The organism is Ruegeria sp. AO1 (assembly GCF_056535985.1).
The window spans coordinates 263138-278590 of the sequence record NZ_JBQFJC010000001.1; the positions used below are offsets into that span (position 1 = coordinate 263138).

General features: G+C 54.5%; 13 protein-coding genes. 5 read left to right on the forward strand and 8 right to left on the reverse strand.

Annotated features, from left to right (window positions below; genetic code table 11):
- Nucleotides 1-6: 6 nt before the first annotated feature.
- A complete protein-coding gene (locus tag ACR3FB_RS01365; RefSeq protein ID WP_480563532.1) occupies nt 7-210 on the reverse strand; it encodes a hypothetical protein in 204 nt (67 codons plus the stop codon).
- A gap of 1080 nt (nt 211-1290) precedes the next feature.
- Between ACR3FB_RS01365 and ACR3FB_RS01370 the strand changes: the two genes are divergently transcribed.
- From ACR3FB_RS01370 to ACR3FB_RS01385, 4 genes are read left to right on the forward strand one after another with little or no spacing between them, the layout of a single operon-like run.
- A complete protein-coding gene (locus ACR3FB_RS01370) occupies nt 1291-2829 on the forward strand; it encodes a cryptochrome/deoxyribodipyrimidine photo-lyase family protein (RefSeq protein WP_480563534.1) in 1539 nt (512 codons plus the stop codon).
- 2 nt (nt 2830-2831) lie between these two features.
- Nucleotides 2832-2963: a DUF2256 domain-containing protein gene (locus ACR3FB_RS01375; protein WP_480563536.1), complete on the forward strand. Its 132-nt coding sequence runs from the start codon at nt 2832-2834 to the stop codon at nt 2961-2963.
- Nucleotides 2960-4195, forward strand: a complete 1236-nt coding sequence (locus tag ACR3FB_RS01380) for an FAD-binding domain-containing protein (RefSeq protein WP_480563539.1) — start codon at nt 2960-2962, stop codon at nt 4193-4195. The genes ACR3FB_RS01375 and ACR3FB_RS01380 overlap by 4 nt, the downstream gene beginning before the upstream one ends.
- Nucleotides 4196-4222: 27 nt before the next feature.
- Entirely contained in the window at nt 4223-5716 is a 1494-nt protein-coding gene (locus ACR3FB_RS01385; protein ID WP_480563541.1) for a cryptochrome/photolyase family protein, read from the forward strand.
- Between the two features lie 75 nt (nt 5717-5791).
- Here the strand turns inward: ACR3FB_RS01385 and ACR3FB_RS01390 are convergent, their stop codons facing one another.
- The 7 genes from ACR3FB_RS01390 to ACR3FB_RS01420 form a co-directional block, all read right to left on the reverse strand.
- Complete coding sequence (locus ACR3FB_RS01390) at nt 5792-7288, reverse strand: mannitol dehydrogenase family protein (RefSeq protein WP_480563543.1); 1497 nt, start codon at nt 7286-7288, stop codon at nt 5792-5794.
- Nucleotides 7288-8061 carry an L-iditol 2-dehydrogenase gene (locus tag ACR3FB_RS01395; RefSeq protein WP_480563545.1) on the reverse strand — a complete coding sequence of 258 codons (774 nt, stop codon included), beginning with the start codon at nt 8059-8061 and terminating at the stop codon, nt 7288-7290. Before ACR3FB_RS01395 ends, ACR3FB_RS01390 begins: the two co-directional genes overlap by 1 nt.
- A complete protein-coding gene (locus ACR3FB_RS01400; RefSeq protein ID WP_480563546.1) occupies nt 8058-9062 on the reverse strand; it encodes an ABC transporter ATP-binding protein in 1005 nt (334 codons plus the stop codon). Before ACR3FB_RS01400 ends, ACR3FB_RS01395 begins: the two co-directional genes overlap by 4 nt.
- A 12-nt stretch (nt 9063-9074) precedes the next feature.
- On the reverse strand, nt 9075-9905 hold the full coding sequence (locus tag ACR3FB_RS01405) for a carbohydrate ABC transporter permease (RefSeq protein WP_068333782.1): 831 nt from the start codon (nt 9903-9905) through the stop codon (nt 9075-9077).
- 12 nt (nt 9906-9917) lie between these two features.
- On the reverse strand, nt 9918-10784 hold the full coding sequence (locus ACR3FB_RS01410; RefSeq protein WP_170375757.1) for a carbohydrate ABC transporter permease: 867 nt from the start codon (nt 10782-10784) through the stop codon (nt 9918-9920).
- A 107-nt stretch (nt 10785-10891) separates the two neighbouring features.
- Nucleotides 10892-12193 (reverse strand): ABC transporter substrate-binding protein, encoded by a 1302-nt coding sequence (locus ACR3FB_RS01415; protein WP_425083654.1) that lies wholly within the window; start codon nt 12191-12193, stop codon nt 10892-10894.
- Between the two features lie 94 nt (nt 12194-12287).
- The gene (locus ACR3FB_RS01420; protein ID WP_480563549.1) at nt 12288-13313 is read right to left on the reverse strand and encodes a LacI family DNA-binding transcriptional regulator; all 1026 of its coding nucleotides are present in this window, start codon (nt 13311-13313) and stop codon (nt 12288-12290) included.
- A gap of 925 nt (nt 13314-14238) precedes the next feature.
- On the opposite strand from ACR3FB_RS01420, the gene ACR3FB_RS01425 reads away from it, so the two are divergent.
- Nucleotides 14239-14649, forward strand: coding sequence for a Rap1a/Tai family immunity protein (locus tag ACR3FB_RS01425; protein WP_425083651.1), 411 nt, complete (start codon nt 14239-14241; stop codon nt 14647-14649).
- The last annotated feature ends 804 nt before the right edge of the window (nt 14650-15453 follow it).

Consider the following 15453-nt stretch of genomic DNA (forward strand, 5'->3'; position numbering starts at 1 on the left):
GGGGGGTCAGCTGTTTTGCCTGAAGACGTTCTGGTGAGCCTCGGATAGCCGCTTGTTCTTTATGATCTCTGTCAGTGCATTTTCAATAGGAGGGAAGCGGCTATTGCTCGAATTCATCGTGGTTTGCAGGCGCTCTTCAGCAGATTTACTAGAGGTCCGCATCGCAATTTCAGTTCTGCGATCTTCAGTCATAAAGGCAGGCTTGACCATTTTGTTCCCCTTGTTTTCGTCAAACGATATACGTCTCGTTCGATCCAACTTAGTCAGTATGCCTAAAGTTGTTTGAACCCACTGCGAATACACTGTTCACGTTCGGTTAATGTTGTTTACGAAATAAGAACAAACGAATTGTCCGGCCGTGCGCTCCTTCAATTACCCCATTCCAACTTGGCGGTTTGAAAGGTCGTCAGGTGAGGCTGTCGTGCCAACGAACCATCGCGTCATAGTGGGAGACTTCAGCGGTAAGCCAGTCTCCGCCGATTGCATTGGCCAAATCCCGACGGGGATCATAAATGGAAGACGCAGCTAAAGGAGGCAAAAGGATGAAAACGGCTCTAGCAATCACAGCGACGGTGTTCGTAATGCAAACCGGGCCGGTTGCGAGTGCGAGTTTTGACGTCCAGTCTCTTGATCTTAGAAAGACTGTTGGGTCGCACAATGCTATGCAGCCTGTTCTCGTGAAATCAAAAGCAGGACATTGTCCACCGGGCTTGGCCAAAAAAGCGGTTCCCTGCGTCCCCCCCGGACAAGTCAAACGATACCGGGCTGGGGATTACATCTAAGATGGCTATGTGCGCATCAACGATCCCTACAAATATGGCCTGAAAAGAAATGGATACTACGTGCGGGCCGGAAGCTACGTATATGAAGTGGATCGACGGACGAACGAAGTTCTGAATTTGATCGGTGCGATCGCGGATATTCTCAACTGATTGCCATTTGGCGAAAAAAACTAGGGGGAGTTTTCTGGTCCGTTGGCCGATACGCGCGGCCTTTTCCTGTCGTTGGCCAACAACCTCAAACGCTGTAATGCGACCCGCCAAAACTGACATTCGTTACACCCGCAGGATTGTGGAATAGGCTAGGTTGCGGACGCGGGGTAAGCCGCCCTTCCATGTCTGGTAGTGAACGATTTTGTCGCGCTTTATTGCCAGCGATTAAACTGAGGAAAAGCGCAGAAGCGGGCACTACTTGCAGTCGCCGACCTGCAGGCAAAGATGTCGCGATCGCTCTGCAAAACAAGCACTTTTTCTGATCCGTTGCATTCCATGACGCGTAATCACTCAATGAATGACTTGGGTGAGGTGTACGGATTTGCAAGTCGTCTGGTTCAAGCGAGATCTCCGTGTTTTGGATCATGCGGCCTTGGCACACGCGGCCAAGGTTGGTCCCGTGCTGCCGCTCTATGTTGTTGAACCTGAGCTTTGGCTGCAGCCCGATGCCTCAGAACGACAATGGAGCTTTGTTTCTGAGACACTTGCGGAATTGCGTGAGGCAACTGCTCAGTTGGGACAGCCACTGGTTGTTCGTATCGGGACGGCGATTGAGACACTTACGGAACTGAAAAAACGGGGTTTCCTAGAGGTCTTATGGTCACACGAGGAGACGGGGAACGATTGGACCTATCGCAGGGATCAAGATGTCGCTGCCTGGTGTCGTGACGCAGGTGTCCCTTGGCATGAGATTCAAAACCACGGCGTTATCCGCCGACTGAAATCCCGAGACGGCTGGGCGAACCATTGGGACGCGCAGATGTCGCGACCAACAGAAAAGGCGCCGCAGCTTGCGCCCTTGCCCATTGAGCTTGGCGCGCTCCCAAGCAGCAAAGATCTGGGCCTTGCAGGCGCCGTATGTACGGGTCGGCAAAGGGGTGGACGTCAAGTGGGGCTGGGGCTTTTGAAGAGCTTTTTGGACAACAGGAGCATTGACTACCAACGTGCAATGTCCAGCCCCTTGAGTGGCGCGACAGCATGTTCGCGGCTGTCTCCCTACATTGCATGGGGCGCGATCTCTGTTCGCGAAATTGCACAACAGACGGAAAATGCCCGGCGCTCGCTTCCCGCGGGCGCAGGGAAATGGCAGAAATCGATGCGATCCTTTTCAGCGCGTTTGCACTGGCATTGTCATTTCATTCAAAAGCTGGAAGACGAACCGCAAATAGAGTTCGAAAACCTTCACCCGCTCTATGATGGCTTGCGCCCCAAGGAACCGGACGCGGCGCTTTTGCAAGCCTGGTCAACAGGTGAGACAGGGTATCCTTTCTTGGACGCCTGCATGCGATCTCTGCGCGCGACGGGTTGGTTGAATTTCCGCATGCGGGCAATGGTGATGGCAGTTGCAAGCTATCATTTGTGGCTGCATTGGCGTTCGCCTGGCCTGCATCTGGCCAGGATGTTCACCGACTATGAGCCCGGTATCCATTGGAGTCAGGTCCAGATGCAATCTGGCACAACCGGCATCAACACCATCCGTATTTACAACCCCGTCAAACAAGGCCTGGATCAGGATCCGAACGGCACTTTCATTCGTCGGTGGGTGCCGGAACTGGCAGAGATATCGGATGCACATCTGCATGAACCTTGGCATGCGGACAATGCTGGTGCGGTTCTTGACCGAAAATATCCTATGCGCGTCTTTGACCATCTGGCGGCGGCAAAGGCTGCGCGAGAAAAGGTTTGGGCGGTGAGGCGCGGGCCCGAATTTCGCGATCGAGCGCACGCAATCGCCACCAAACACGCAAGCCGAAAGGCTGAACGCTCTCGTAAAAGAAAATCCAGAACACCGCGGAATGCGGCTCAACTTGACCTACCGTTCGGAGACCTCACGTGAAAATGCGCAAGAAGGCGGATTTGCCGCAAAAGATCTGTCCAGTCTGCCAACGGCCCTTCGTGTGGCGCAAGAAATTGGAGAAGGTCTGGGATGATGTCAAATACTGCTCAAAACGCTGCAAGGCTGCCGCATGACTTTGGAAGCTCCTGTGGTGGATAAGGCTTTTGAACAGCTGCGGTTTGAGTCTACGCGCGACGCAGGCCTGAGGCGTTTGGAGCAATTTTTACCCCGCGCTGGACGCGACTATGCGCAAAGTCGAAATTATGACCTTGGCCCCAATCGACGCGGCAATGTATCGACTCTCTCGCCCTGGCTACGACACCGCTTGCTAACTGAGGAAGAGGTTCTGTCACGCGTTCTGTCCGCACATGGTGAAAAGCTTGCCGACAAGTTCATTCACGAAGTGTTATGGCGCACGTATTTCAAAGGCTGGTTGGAGCAACGGCCAAGTGTTTGGTTTAGCTATCAAAAAAACTTGGTAGCGCAATTGGAGCGTTTGGAAAACGATACAGCATTGAATGAGGTGTATCGCGATGCTGTGTCAGGCCGCACTGGTATCGAGTGTTTTGATCACTGGATGCGCGAGTTAAACGCGACGGGGTATCTTCATAACCACGTGAGGATGTGGTTGGCCTCAATTTGGATTTTCACGCTCAGACTCCCCTGGGAACTGGGCGCAGATGTTTTCATGCGTCACCTCGTCGACGGCGATCCGGCATCAAATACACTAAGTTGGCGTTGGGTGGCGGGTCTCCACACAAAGGGAAAAACCTATCTCGCGCGCGCCGACAATATCGCGAAATACACCGATGGGCGGTTTCAGCCCCAAGGCTTGGCCAACGTCGCTAAGCCACTGGTCGAAGCAACAGATCATCCGCGCATTGAAATCCGCCCGCAGTCAGAAAAACCCTTCTCAAAACCGTACCTGCTGCTGGTGACAGAGGAAGACATGTCCGCAGCAGATATCACATTACTTCGCCCCTCAGGTGTGGTCGGTCTGCTTACCACAGATGGTCGTTCACCGGGTCAGGTCGGTGATTTGCCATCTGCTTTTGTCGAACACGCAATGAATAGCGCACTCTCGCCGTTTGGTGAGATTGGGCAGGCCAAGGATGATTGGTCCGAGCCCCTGATCAGGGCTGCCCAAGCAAACAATGTTGATACGATTGTCACCCCCTATTGTCCCATCGGTCCGACACGCGTGTGCTTGGACCGTGCCGAACCGAAACTGAACGAGGCCGGCATTCATTTGCGTCGTCTGTTGCGTCCTTACGATGCGCACGCATGGCCGCACGCTAGGGCAGGGTTCTTTGGCTTCAAGAAGAAGATCCCGTCCATAATGCAGGCCCTTAATTTGACTTGCTAGCCGTTTAAACAAAACCGGGAAAACGCCGTGACATACGCCGCAATTGTGCTTCCAAATCAAATTTTTGCAGAACACCCCGCATTTGATATGCCGCTGCAAAAGGTGATCTTGTTTGAAGATCCGTTGTTCTTCGGAGACCCACAGTATCCCGCCAAAATGCATAAGCAGAAGCTATGGCTCCATAGGGCGAGCATGGCCCGGTATCGCCAAGAGCTCGAGAACAAGGGCTTTGATGTGGACCTCTTTGGGTATGAGCGCTCTACCAAAGCGTGCCTGCATTTGTTCGAATGGCTCTCTCTGGATCAGATTTCTCGGGTCGTGATGGCTGATCCCGTCGATTCAGTCGTTGAAAAGCGTTTGAGTGAGGCATCGCAAGCAACAGGAATTGCGATCGAATTCCTTCCTTCGCCCGGCTTTCTGAACACACGTGCCAGCAATCAGGCCTGGTCTGCCGGACGCAAACGTTGGTTTATGGCGGAATATTACAAAAGCCAGCGACGCCGATTGAACATCTTGCTTGAGAACGATCAGCCATTGGGTGGCCAGTGGAGTTTTGACGAAGACAACCGCAAAAAGGTTCCAAAAGCCCTGCTACAAAGCTTGCCTTGGATCGACTGGCCGCAGCACGACAGTGTGGACCAAGCGGCGAAAGACAATGTTCTGTCTGAATTTCCCGACGCGCGAGGAGATATCGATACCCTTTATTATCCAACTTCGCACGCTGCTGCACTGGCGTGGCTGCACCAGTTTTTGGAACGGCGTTTCGACCAGTTTGGTGACTTTGAGGATGCGATTGTTGAGGGCGAAAGCTGGCTTTGGCATGCTGTCCTTACGCCTGCATTGAACATTGGCTTGATCACGCCACAGCAAGTCATTGACGCAACTCTGGACCATGCCCAGCGTAAGAATACGCCCCTCAACTCTGTAGAGGGGTTTATCCGTCAGATCATAGGGTGGAGAGAGTTCATGCGCGCCACCTATGAGGACTTGGGCGTACGTATGCGTACAACCAATCATTGGCGTCACAACCGACCAATGCCTTCCTCTTTCTATGTCGGCACAACTGGGATAAATCCGATTGACGACACGATCAGGCGAATCCTGCAGACCGGCTACTGTCACCACATCGAAAGGCTGATGGTTCTCGGCGGGTTTATGTTCTTGTGTGAAATCAAACCAGACGACGTCTACCTGTGGTTCATGGAAATGTTCGTAGACAGCTACGATTGGGTCATGGTTCCAAACGTTTATGCAATGAGCCAAAACGCGGATGGTGGGCTGATCACGACCAAGCCTTATTTTTCAGGATCAAATTACATTCGGAAGATGAGTCATTGGGGCAAAGGCGAATGGGCCGAGATTTGGGACGGCTTATATTGGCGCTTCATTTTCAAACACAAAGACACGCTTTCAAAAAATCCGCGTTGGGCCATGATGAGCCGCACAGGCGATAGGATGTTGCTGGAAACAAAAGAGAAGCATCTGGAAAAGGCCAACTCTTTTCTGGCCGAATTGAACTGAGTGCAACTACGGTTCCGCTCAATAAGGGTTAGGGAAGTTTACGCCCATTGCGTGTCACGATTAGTGTCGCTTTGCCTATGTGGTGGCATAGTCGGTTACCGCTGCTCGGCAACCAACTTGCCAGATTGTGGACAGCCAAGCGGAAAACGCTTCTGCAAACCTCGTGTTGCCAGCTAGCTCACCATAATACTGGCGTTGCTCGATCCACATTTTTGGGTCGGCCTTGGAGGCCCGAGCGGTGTTTTGCAAATGCTCCCATTGGGGGTCGTTTGGCGCAATTTCTGAGCCATCTTCGCGAACGCCCGCGCACATCCGGCACCAGAACGCTTCGGCTAGAGCCAGTCCAGTCAGAGAACGGCCTGAGGCTAGGGCATCGCGCAACGACGGCAGCAAGAACCCCGGATGCCGTGAAGACCCATCAAATGCCACGCGACGTGTTGTGTCGCGGATGGTGCTGTTTGCGAAGCGTTTTTCAACCAAACCAAGATACTCAGTTGCCGTGGTGCCTGGAACAGCTTCGACATAGGGCAAGATCTCTTCTGTCTGAACCTTCTTGAAAAACGCTACGATGTCCGGATCCTGCATGCAGTCTGAAATCGTCGGTACGTTCAGAATTTCCCCAATATTGGCAAGCAGCTGATGACCTCCGTTCAGGATGCGCAGCTTCATCATTTCATATCCGTGAACATCGTGGGTCATCGTGACCCCAGCCTGTTCGAGGGGCGGCCGTCCGGCACAGAAGTCATCCTCGACGACCCATTGCCGAAAATTCTCATGCGAGACCGGAGCGCGATCGTCAATTCCAAGCGCCCTGCATTGAGAAACGACTTGCTCGGTCGTCGCGGGTACGATGCAATCCACCATCGAGTTCGGGAATGCGCCCTTTTGGGCGATCCAGTCGGCCAATTCCGCGTCGACCAAACGTGCCAAACTAACAATGCAGGTTTTTAGTATTGCGCCGTTGCCCTGAAGATTGTCGCAGCTCAGCGCGGTAAACGGTTCCAAACCATTCTCACACCTTTGCCTGTATGCCTCGACCATCGCACCGAATACTGTGCGTGGCTCATGCGGGTTCTTCGCGTCGTACCTTATGTCTTCATGATCCAAGTTGAACATGCCGGTGTTGGCATCCAGAAAATAGCCGCCCTCGGTTACAGTCAGGGACACAATTCGGATAGATGGATCCGCCATCCGGCGGATGAGTGCTGCGTTACCTGCCTCAATCGGCAGATAGTCGATCATCGGGCCTATGACCTCTGCGGATATTCCTTGTGGATCCAACTCGATCAACGTGGTCAGGCAATCCTGCGCCAACAGCCTCTCACGCATCTCGGCGTCATAGCTGCGCACTCCGGCTCCGATAATGCCCCAATCGTAGGCTTGGCCCTGCTGCAAGAGCTGATGAATGTACCAAGCCTGGTGGGCGCGGTGGAAATTTCCAAGACCGATATGAACAATGCCCTGCGTCAGCTCCGAACGCTGATAGTTAGGGGTGCCGACAGTCGCTGGGAGGTCTGCAAGCCTGTCTTGCCGCAGCTGGATCAGAGGGTTTGAGTGTGCCACAGGGTTCATCAGCTCATCCAATTTCCACCGTCGACATTGTAGGTTTGTGCAACGATGTATTTTGCCTCGTCCGAGGCGAGAAACACTGCCATGCCCGTCAGGTCTTCGGCCCGGCCCATGCGGCCATAGGGAACGGCAGCGGCCACTTCGCGTTTCTTCTGTCCCGGCAGTTTACCTTCGTGTTTGGCAAAGAACGCATCGACGCCGTCCCAGTGTTCGCCGTCCACCACACCTGGCGCGATCGCGTTCACGTTGATCCCGTGCGCGATCAGGTTCAGGCCCGCAGATTGGGTCAGGGAAATGATCGCGGCCTTGCTGGCACAATAGACGGCGACCAGCGGTTCACCGCGCCGCCCAGCTTGCGATGCCATATTGATGATCCGGCCTTTAGTGCCATGCGCAATCATATGGCGCGCGACAGCCTGCATGGTGAACAAGGCACCCGCGACGTTGATATCAAAGACGCGCTCGTAGTCAGCGCGTTCAATCTCGACAATCGGGGCGGCGGTGAAGATCGCTGCATTGTTGATCAGGATGTCGATCGGGCCGAAATGCGATGCCGTGTGGGCAATGGCGTCGTCGATACTCTGCTGGTTTGTCACGTCCATTTCGACGGCTATGGCGGACGCGCCGATCTCGGCTGCGGCCTGTTTAGCGCGTTCGATGTCGATATCCGCGATGGCAACGCGTGCGCCTTCCGCGACATAGGATTTGGCAAAGGCCAGCCCGATGCCGCGCGCGGCCCCGGTGATCAGAGCGATTTTGCCATTCAAACGGGTCATTCGATCCGCAGTCCTTTTTTATCGAAGCGGTGGATGACGTCGGCCCGTGGCGTCAGGTGAATACGATCCCCGTGACGGAACCCAACCTCGCCATCGGCGCGAACCGTGATCGTTTCGGCCAGTCCTGTTTCGTGGACATGGAAGAACGTATCCGAACCCAGATGCTCTGAGACGCTGACAACCCCGGACCACTCGCCCTCGGTTTCCGAAACAGCGATATGTTCCGGGCGGATGCCGATGGTTTTCGCGCCATGTTTTGCGGCTTCTTCACCCTCGATGAAGTTCATCTTGGGGGAGCCGATGAAGCCCGCGACGAACAGGTTTCGCGGGGTACGATACAGCTCCAGCGGGCTGCCGACTTGCTCGATCACACCAGCTTGCAGTACGACGATCTTGTCGGCCATGGTCATGGCTTCGACCTGATCGTGGGTCACGTAGATCATAGTGGTCGCCAGGCGTTCGTGCAGCTCGCTGATCTCTAGCCGCATGCCGACACGCAGCGCCGCGTCGAGGTTGGACAGAGGTTCATCGAACAGAAACGCCGCCGGCTCGCGCACAATTGCGCGCCCGATGGCAACGCGCTGGCGTTGTCCACCCGATAGCTGGCCGGGGCGGCGGTCCAGATAGTCGGTCAGGTTTAGAACGCCGGCGGCACTTTCGACCCGCTTGTCGATCTCGGCCTGATCCAGCTTCGCCATCCGAAGGGGAAAGGCGATGTTTTTGCGCACGGTCATATGGGGGTAGAGCGCATAGGACTGGAAAACCATCGCCAGCCCTCGTTTGGCGGGTGGCACATCGGTGGCGTCCGCCCCGTCAATGTCGATGGAGCCCGAGGTGATATCCTCCAACCCCGCGATAAGACGCAACAGGGTGGACTTACCGCAGCCCGAGGGGCCGACGAAGACGGTGAACTCGCCATCTTCAATGGTCAGGTCAAGCGGTGGAATGACCTGCACGTCGCCGAAGCTTTTGGTCACGGACTTGAGTTGAATACGTCCCATGTGTCGTGTTCCTTATTTCACAGCGCCGAAGGTCAGGCCGCGGACAAGTTGTTTCTGGCTGAACCAGCCAAGGATTAGGATTGGCGCAATCGCCATGGTCGAGGCCGCGCTGAGCTTGGCAAAGAACAGACCTTCTGGGCTGGAATAGCTGGCGATGAACGCCGTTAGCGGAGCAGCGTCGACAGCGGTTAGGTTGAGGGTCCAGAACGCCTCGTTCCACGCCAAGATGAAGTTCAACAAAACGGTCGAGGCGATACCGGGGATGGCCATGGGGGTGAGGACGTAGAGGATTTCCTCTTTCAACGTTGCCCCGTCCATCCGTGCGGCTTCCAGGATCTCACCGGGAATTTCGCGGAAATAGGTGTAGAGCATCCAGACAATGATCGGCAGGTTGATGAGCATCAGCACGACGACCAGTCCTCCGCGCGTATCCAGCAGACCCAACCTAATGAACAGCAGGTAGATCGGGTAGAGAACGCCGACCGCAGGCAGCATCTTGGTGGACAGCATCCAAAGCAGAATGTCCTTGGTGCGCTTGGACGGAACGAATGCCATCGCCCATGCAGCGGGGACGGCGATGATGACGCCCAGAATGGTCGAGCCCCCGGCTATGATGACCGAATTCCACAGGAACCGCATGTAGTCCGAGCGTTCCTGCACGATGGCGTAGTTTTCCAACGTCCAGTTGAAGTTCAGGAACAGCGGCGGGCTGGCGATCGCCTGCGCCTCGGTCTTGAAGCTGGTCAGGATGGTCCAGAGGATCGGGAAAAAGATCAGCAAACCAACGGCCCAGGCGAGGGCGGTATTCAGCGATTTGCGGCGGGTTGTGACAGCGCGGGCCATGGTCCTACCTCCTCACGCGTCCAGGTTCTTGCCGACGATGCGCATCAGGAAGATCGCAACAATGTTGGCTAGGATGATTGCGTAGACACCTCCGGCTGATCCGAGGCCAACATTCTGGCTCTCCAGCACACGCTGGAAGATCAGGTAGGTGAGTGTACGGGTGCCGAATGCGCCGCCGGTGGTCACGAAAATCTCGGCGAAGATCGACAAAAGAAAGATTGTCTGGATCAGGATCACGATGGTGATCGCGCGGCTCAGATGCGGCAGGATGATGTGGTAGAAGCGCTTTAGGACTGGCGCGCCGTCCATCTCGGCGGCTTCCAACTGCTCACTATCCAGCGACTGGATTGCTGTCAGCAGGATGAGCGTCGCAAAGGGCAGCCACTGCCATGAGACGATCATGATGATCGAGGTCATAGACGCCTCGGACAGCCACGAGATCGGCTCGGCCCCGAAAAAGCGCCACAGATGGGCCAACAGGCCGTTTACCGGATCCATAAACATGTTCTTCCAGACCAGCGCAGACACGGTGGGCATGACGAAGAAGGGCGCGATCACGAGGATGCGGACAACCCCTTGGCCCCACATCGGTTGGTCCAGAAGCATCGCCAGAAGGATGCCCAGGATAACGGTGATGACCAGAACCCCACCGACGATCACAAGCGTTGCCTGAACCGCGGGCCAGAAGGAGCTGGACGATACGAACCGGACGTAGTTGTCGAAGCCGACCCAGCCCAGATCACCGCCACGCAGGGGAAGATATTTCTTGAAAGAAAAATACAGCGTCATCGTCAGGGGCACGAGCATCCAGCCAAGTAGCAGGACCACTGCGGGTGCCATCATCAGTCGCGCGACGGATCGGGAATGTTGAGTAGCCATTACGCAAACCCTCTCTGTTCAGGCGTAGCTTAGCCTGCGAGAAAAATGTGGGTTGTGGAAGGGGTGAGCGGGGGGCAGCTTTCTGCCCGCCCGCGTGGGAGGATGCCTCAGTACCCTGCGGCTTCCATTTCTTCGGCGGTGAAGGCCTGTGCTTTGGCCAGCGCTTCATCCACCGTTTGCTGTCCGGCATAGACTGCCGAGAATTCCTGGCTGACCTGTGTCGCAATACCCGCGAACTCTGGGATCGCAGCGAACTGGATGCCAACATATGGGACAGGTTTGACCGTTGGGTTGTTTGGATCAGCGGACAGGATCGAGTCCAGCGTCATCTTGGCAAACGGAACCTTCTGGTATTCCGGGTTCTCATACAAAGAGGAGCGCGCGCCCGGCGGTACGTTTGCCCAACCTTCGTTTTCAGCAACTAGCTCAATATAGTCTTTAGAAGTTGCCCATTCGATGAACTGCTTGGCTGCGTCTTCTTGCTGTGTACCGGCCGGAATGGCCAGTGCCCAAGCCCAAAGCCAATTGGAGCGTTTGCCCAATCCGGTGTCGGGTGCCAGCGCAAAACCAACGCTGTCCGCGACGGTCGAGTCGTCCGGGTTGGTCACGAATGACGCCGCAACAGTGGCGTCGATCCACATGCCGCACTTGCCTTGCTGGAACAATGACAGGTTCTCATTAAACCCGTTGGTAGCATAGCCTGCCGGACCGGATTCCGTCATCATTTCAACGTAGAAGTTCAGCGTGTCAGACCATTCGGGCTGATCGAACTGGGGCTTCCAATCTTCGTCGAACCAGCGCGCGCCGAAGGAGTTGGACATCGCCGTGATGAACGCGCCGCCTTCACCCCAACCGGCTTTGCCGCGCAGGCAGATTCCGTTGATGTCGGCGTCTCTGTCGGTCATCGCCGCCGCTGCCTCTTTGATGAACTGCCAGCTTGGCGCCTCAGGCATTTCCATACCCGCTTTTTCCATCAGGTCAGTACGGTACATGATCATCGAGCTTTCGCCGTAGAACGGCGCCGCATACAGCGTTCCGTCATGGCTTAGACCGCCCGACATGGCGGGCAAAATGTCACCGACGTCGTACTCTTCGGACAGACCGTCCAGCGGCACCAGCCAGCCATTTGCGCCCCAAATCGGGGTCTCGTACATACCGATGGTCATGATGTCAAACTGACCACCTTTGGTGGTGATGTCAGTGGTCACGCGCTGGCGCAGTACGTTTTCTTCCAGCGTCACCCACTCGACGTCAATGCCGGTCGCTTCGGTGAATTTATCGGTGTAGCCCTGCATCCGGATCATGTCGCCGTTGTTTACTGTGGCGATCGTGATGGATTGTGCGTGGGCCGCGGCCGTCGCGACGAACGTCAAAGCTGTCGCCGCACGAAGTGCGTGTTTCAAGTACATCCCTGTCCTCCCTGAGCTTGGATGCTGTGCAGAAAGACTAGTTCAAGAATTGTCGCGCCGTCAATAAAAACTTTACGCGCGTTAATTTTTGGCGCTATGCGGATTCCCTGAGAACCAATCGGGCCGGGAAGAGGGTTTCTGTCCGCTTCTCAAATTTCCCACCGTTTTCAATGAGTTCGAAGAGCGTTTCGACACTTCGGGCCGCCACATTGTCATAATCATGTGCTGCGGTTGTCAGTGAGGGGCATGTGAACTTTGCAAAGGGATGATCGTCGTTCGAGGCCACACGCAGTGCACAATCCTCTTTCCGCCCGACACGAATCCCCTGCTCAAAACACGCCGCCAGAAAGCCGATCGCCAATCTGTCATTGCTGCACAAAACCGAATCCGTGCGTAACTTGCGTTCATCCAACACCCTAAGCGCACCCTGTCGGCCAATCTCTTCAAAGGCCCAGCCCGTGCCTTCGATTTTGATCACGTGTGGTTCAAAACCCAAACGCTCCATCACCTCGACATAGGCGTTGCGCCGCTTGTTGGCATTGGGGTTTGCAGGGGTCCGCATTTCGAAGAACGAGGGCGGCTCGCCCGTGCGGGTCATGTATTCCACGGTCTGAGACACAAAGCTGAAATTGTCAGACCCGATAAACGCTGCGCCCAAACCGTCGAGGTTACTGTCGAACAGAACCGTCGGCACACTGGCGCAGAATTTCTCGATCGCTGACTTGTCAGAGATACGCCCCAAAGGCGCCAACAACACGCCCGCAGGTTTAAGGGATTGCAAACCGTCCAGGATTTCGTTTTCCAGCTTTTGTTCACCGTGAGCGCTGAAAAGGAACGGACGATACCCGGCTGCGATACAGCTTTGTTCCAGATACCGGGCGATTTCAGCAAAGAACGGATCGGCCAGATAGGGCACGACAATGCCGATATTCTTGGTCAGTTTACGGTTCTGGTTCACCGCATAGATGTTCGGGCGATAGTCAAACCGCTCCAGCGCCTCTTCGATACGCGCTCTTGTCGTTGGGCGAACGCTATCGGGATCGTGGAAGTATTTGGACACAGTGGGCCGCGAGATTCCGCTGAGCGCCGCGAACTCTTCCATATTCTTGATTTTGGTCATGCCAGTCTGCCTGCGGATCACAGCCGCTTTGATCTTATCTTACTTTTACATATTCTTTGCGCGCGCTAAAAAGATCAATAGCCAGTCAAGTTCCGTGTATTTCTGCAGGCGCCGGGTTTGAATGTATCTCGGGATTGATAGCGGGACATCGGCGGTCAAGCTTGTTTGCGCGAATCCAGATCGAATTCTTGTGACGTCCTCAATGAGCATTGCAATGTCTTCGCAAAACCCCGGCTGGTCAGAGCAGCACCCAAACCTTTGGTAGAAGGCGACGCTTGATGCGTTGAACCAGCTTTCAGGGCCAATCACGCTATTAGTGCGGTCGAATGACCTTGTTTAAGTCATTTTCTTTGGGCACGTGGGTCGGTTTTCTACCCTCGTAGATAAACGCGTTTCAAACGCATTCGATCTGCTTGAATGTTTGCAGGAATTGGAACTCAGGGCTTTTTCACCTAAGTCGCCCCGCCTGACATTTCATTTCGATGAAATTGGCGACGAGCTGAAGATATACATGGCGGAGGACCGTAGTGAATTTTGGCAGCGAGCCCATACTGGAAGTGCTGTTGTCCAGCATTTCGCCGACGCAGAAAATTTCCGCCACCCCACCAGCCGCGTTTTAGGCAAAAAAAACAGCCATTGATTAAGAGTGCAGCGAATTTTAGGCGCTAACGTCCTGGTTGCAGAACAAGTTGCCTGATGTTGACGCGGCCAAATTCACTGCTGCATTGCTACGCTGAATAGACCGAAGCAATGCGGCACATTTCCCAAGCGCAGACGTTAAAGGACGTCAAAGTTCAACGAATATGATCTGCGTCAAGGCGGAAATGCTGAGATTATGTTAAACATCTACAACTCGGGATCGAAAATGAGGTCTCCGAGAAATGCCGCTACTTCTGGCAAATGCTTGAAAGTAAGGAGGCGTGAAATGACAGCCAGAATTCTAAACTCAGCCGCAGCAGTGCTTTTATCGAGCATTGTTTCGCAAGCCGCTGCCGAAATGGATGGCCGTACGCTTGTTGATATCTGCACAGACGGGGATGCGCTGCAACTGGGCTATTGTATGGGGTATATGGCCGGATATCGCGAAGGAAGAGACACGACTTGGCATACTGTCCGAACCACAAAAGGTTTGGGAAGCGAGCCAATTGAGAATACAGAAGAGTTTACTGATCCTCTTCGCTCTGGCAGGTGTGTTTTTCCCAGACTTCCGAACCACCAAATGCGTGAAATCGTGGTGAACTATATCTCGGATCACCCCGAGACATGGGAGGAGAGTGCTGGTTCAGCAATCTCAAAAAGCCTTTGGAGCGCGTTTCCCTGTGAAGAAAATATGTAGCCGTTTCAAAGGCTAACGTGGTCATCGCCGTGCAGAAGCGGATAGCTCATACGTTTAGCGCAAAACAAGCCGACAAACTCATTTCGACCCGCAGTCGCGAATTGCCAATTACTGCAAAGAGGTCCTCAGGCGCTTGCCGGAGTGCTTTGCGCGATTCTGCAAGACTTCTCGGAGGTTAAGAAAATAAAGTTGTTTGCGCTGGCCGAAAGTCAGCCGGACCTCAATGACAGTAGAGAATTGTCATCAACCGGTTGTGCCGATGATCCGAATGCCCGTCAGCGACTGCATGTTCCGCAACTAAGACATCCGACTCAAATGCAGCGAGCGACCAGTTTCGAGTTAAGTCAATTTGGCAGCTTTCGATGACCAATATCGGGAAATGACGCCGCATCGCACTACTTCCGCATTTTGTGTTGTGGTCGCCGGCAAGCTTGCTGCAGCCGCTACAGGCCAGATTGACCGCATGGCTGACGACTGTCCAGAAGGCTCCACCGTATATTCCTGGGTCAGGACAGCTTGCCGTTTTGGCCCAATATTGCGCGATGGACTGTTCTGATATGTCCTAAAAATCTCTTACCGAGAGATGCGGCTGACAAGCTGGTCAAAGGTGTCAAACACAACCAAGCAGTACTCTGTTGATGAGAAGATCACGAGTGTTTTGACTGGACTCGGTGGAATGAAGAGCATTGTCGCCCTGTGCTTCCGCCACGGTATTTCCAAAAGCATGCATTTCTACTGATCGAAAGAGCTTCACGAAGCTGGGAAGAACCGTATGGCGGGTGACACAATCCAACAGGCGACCAC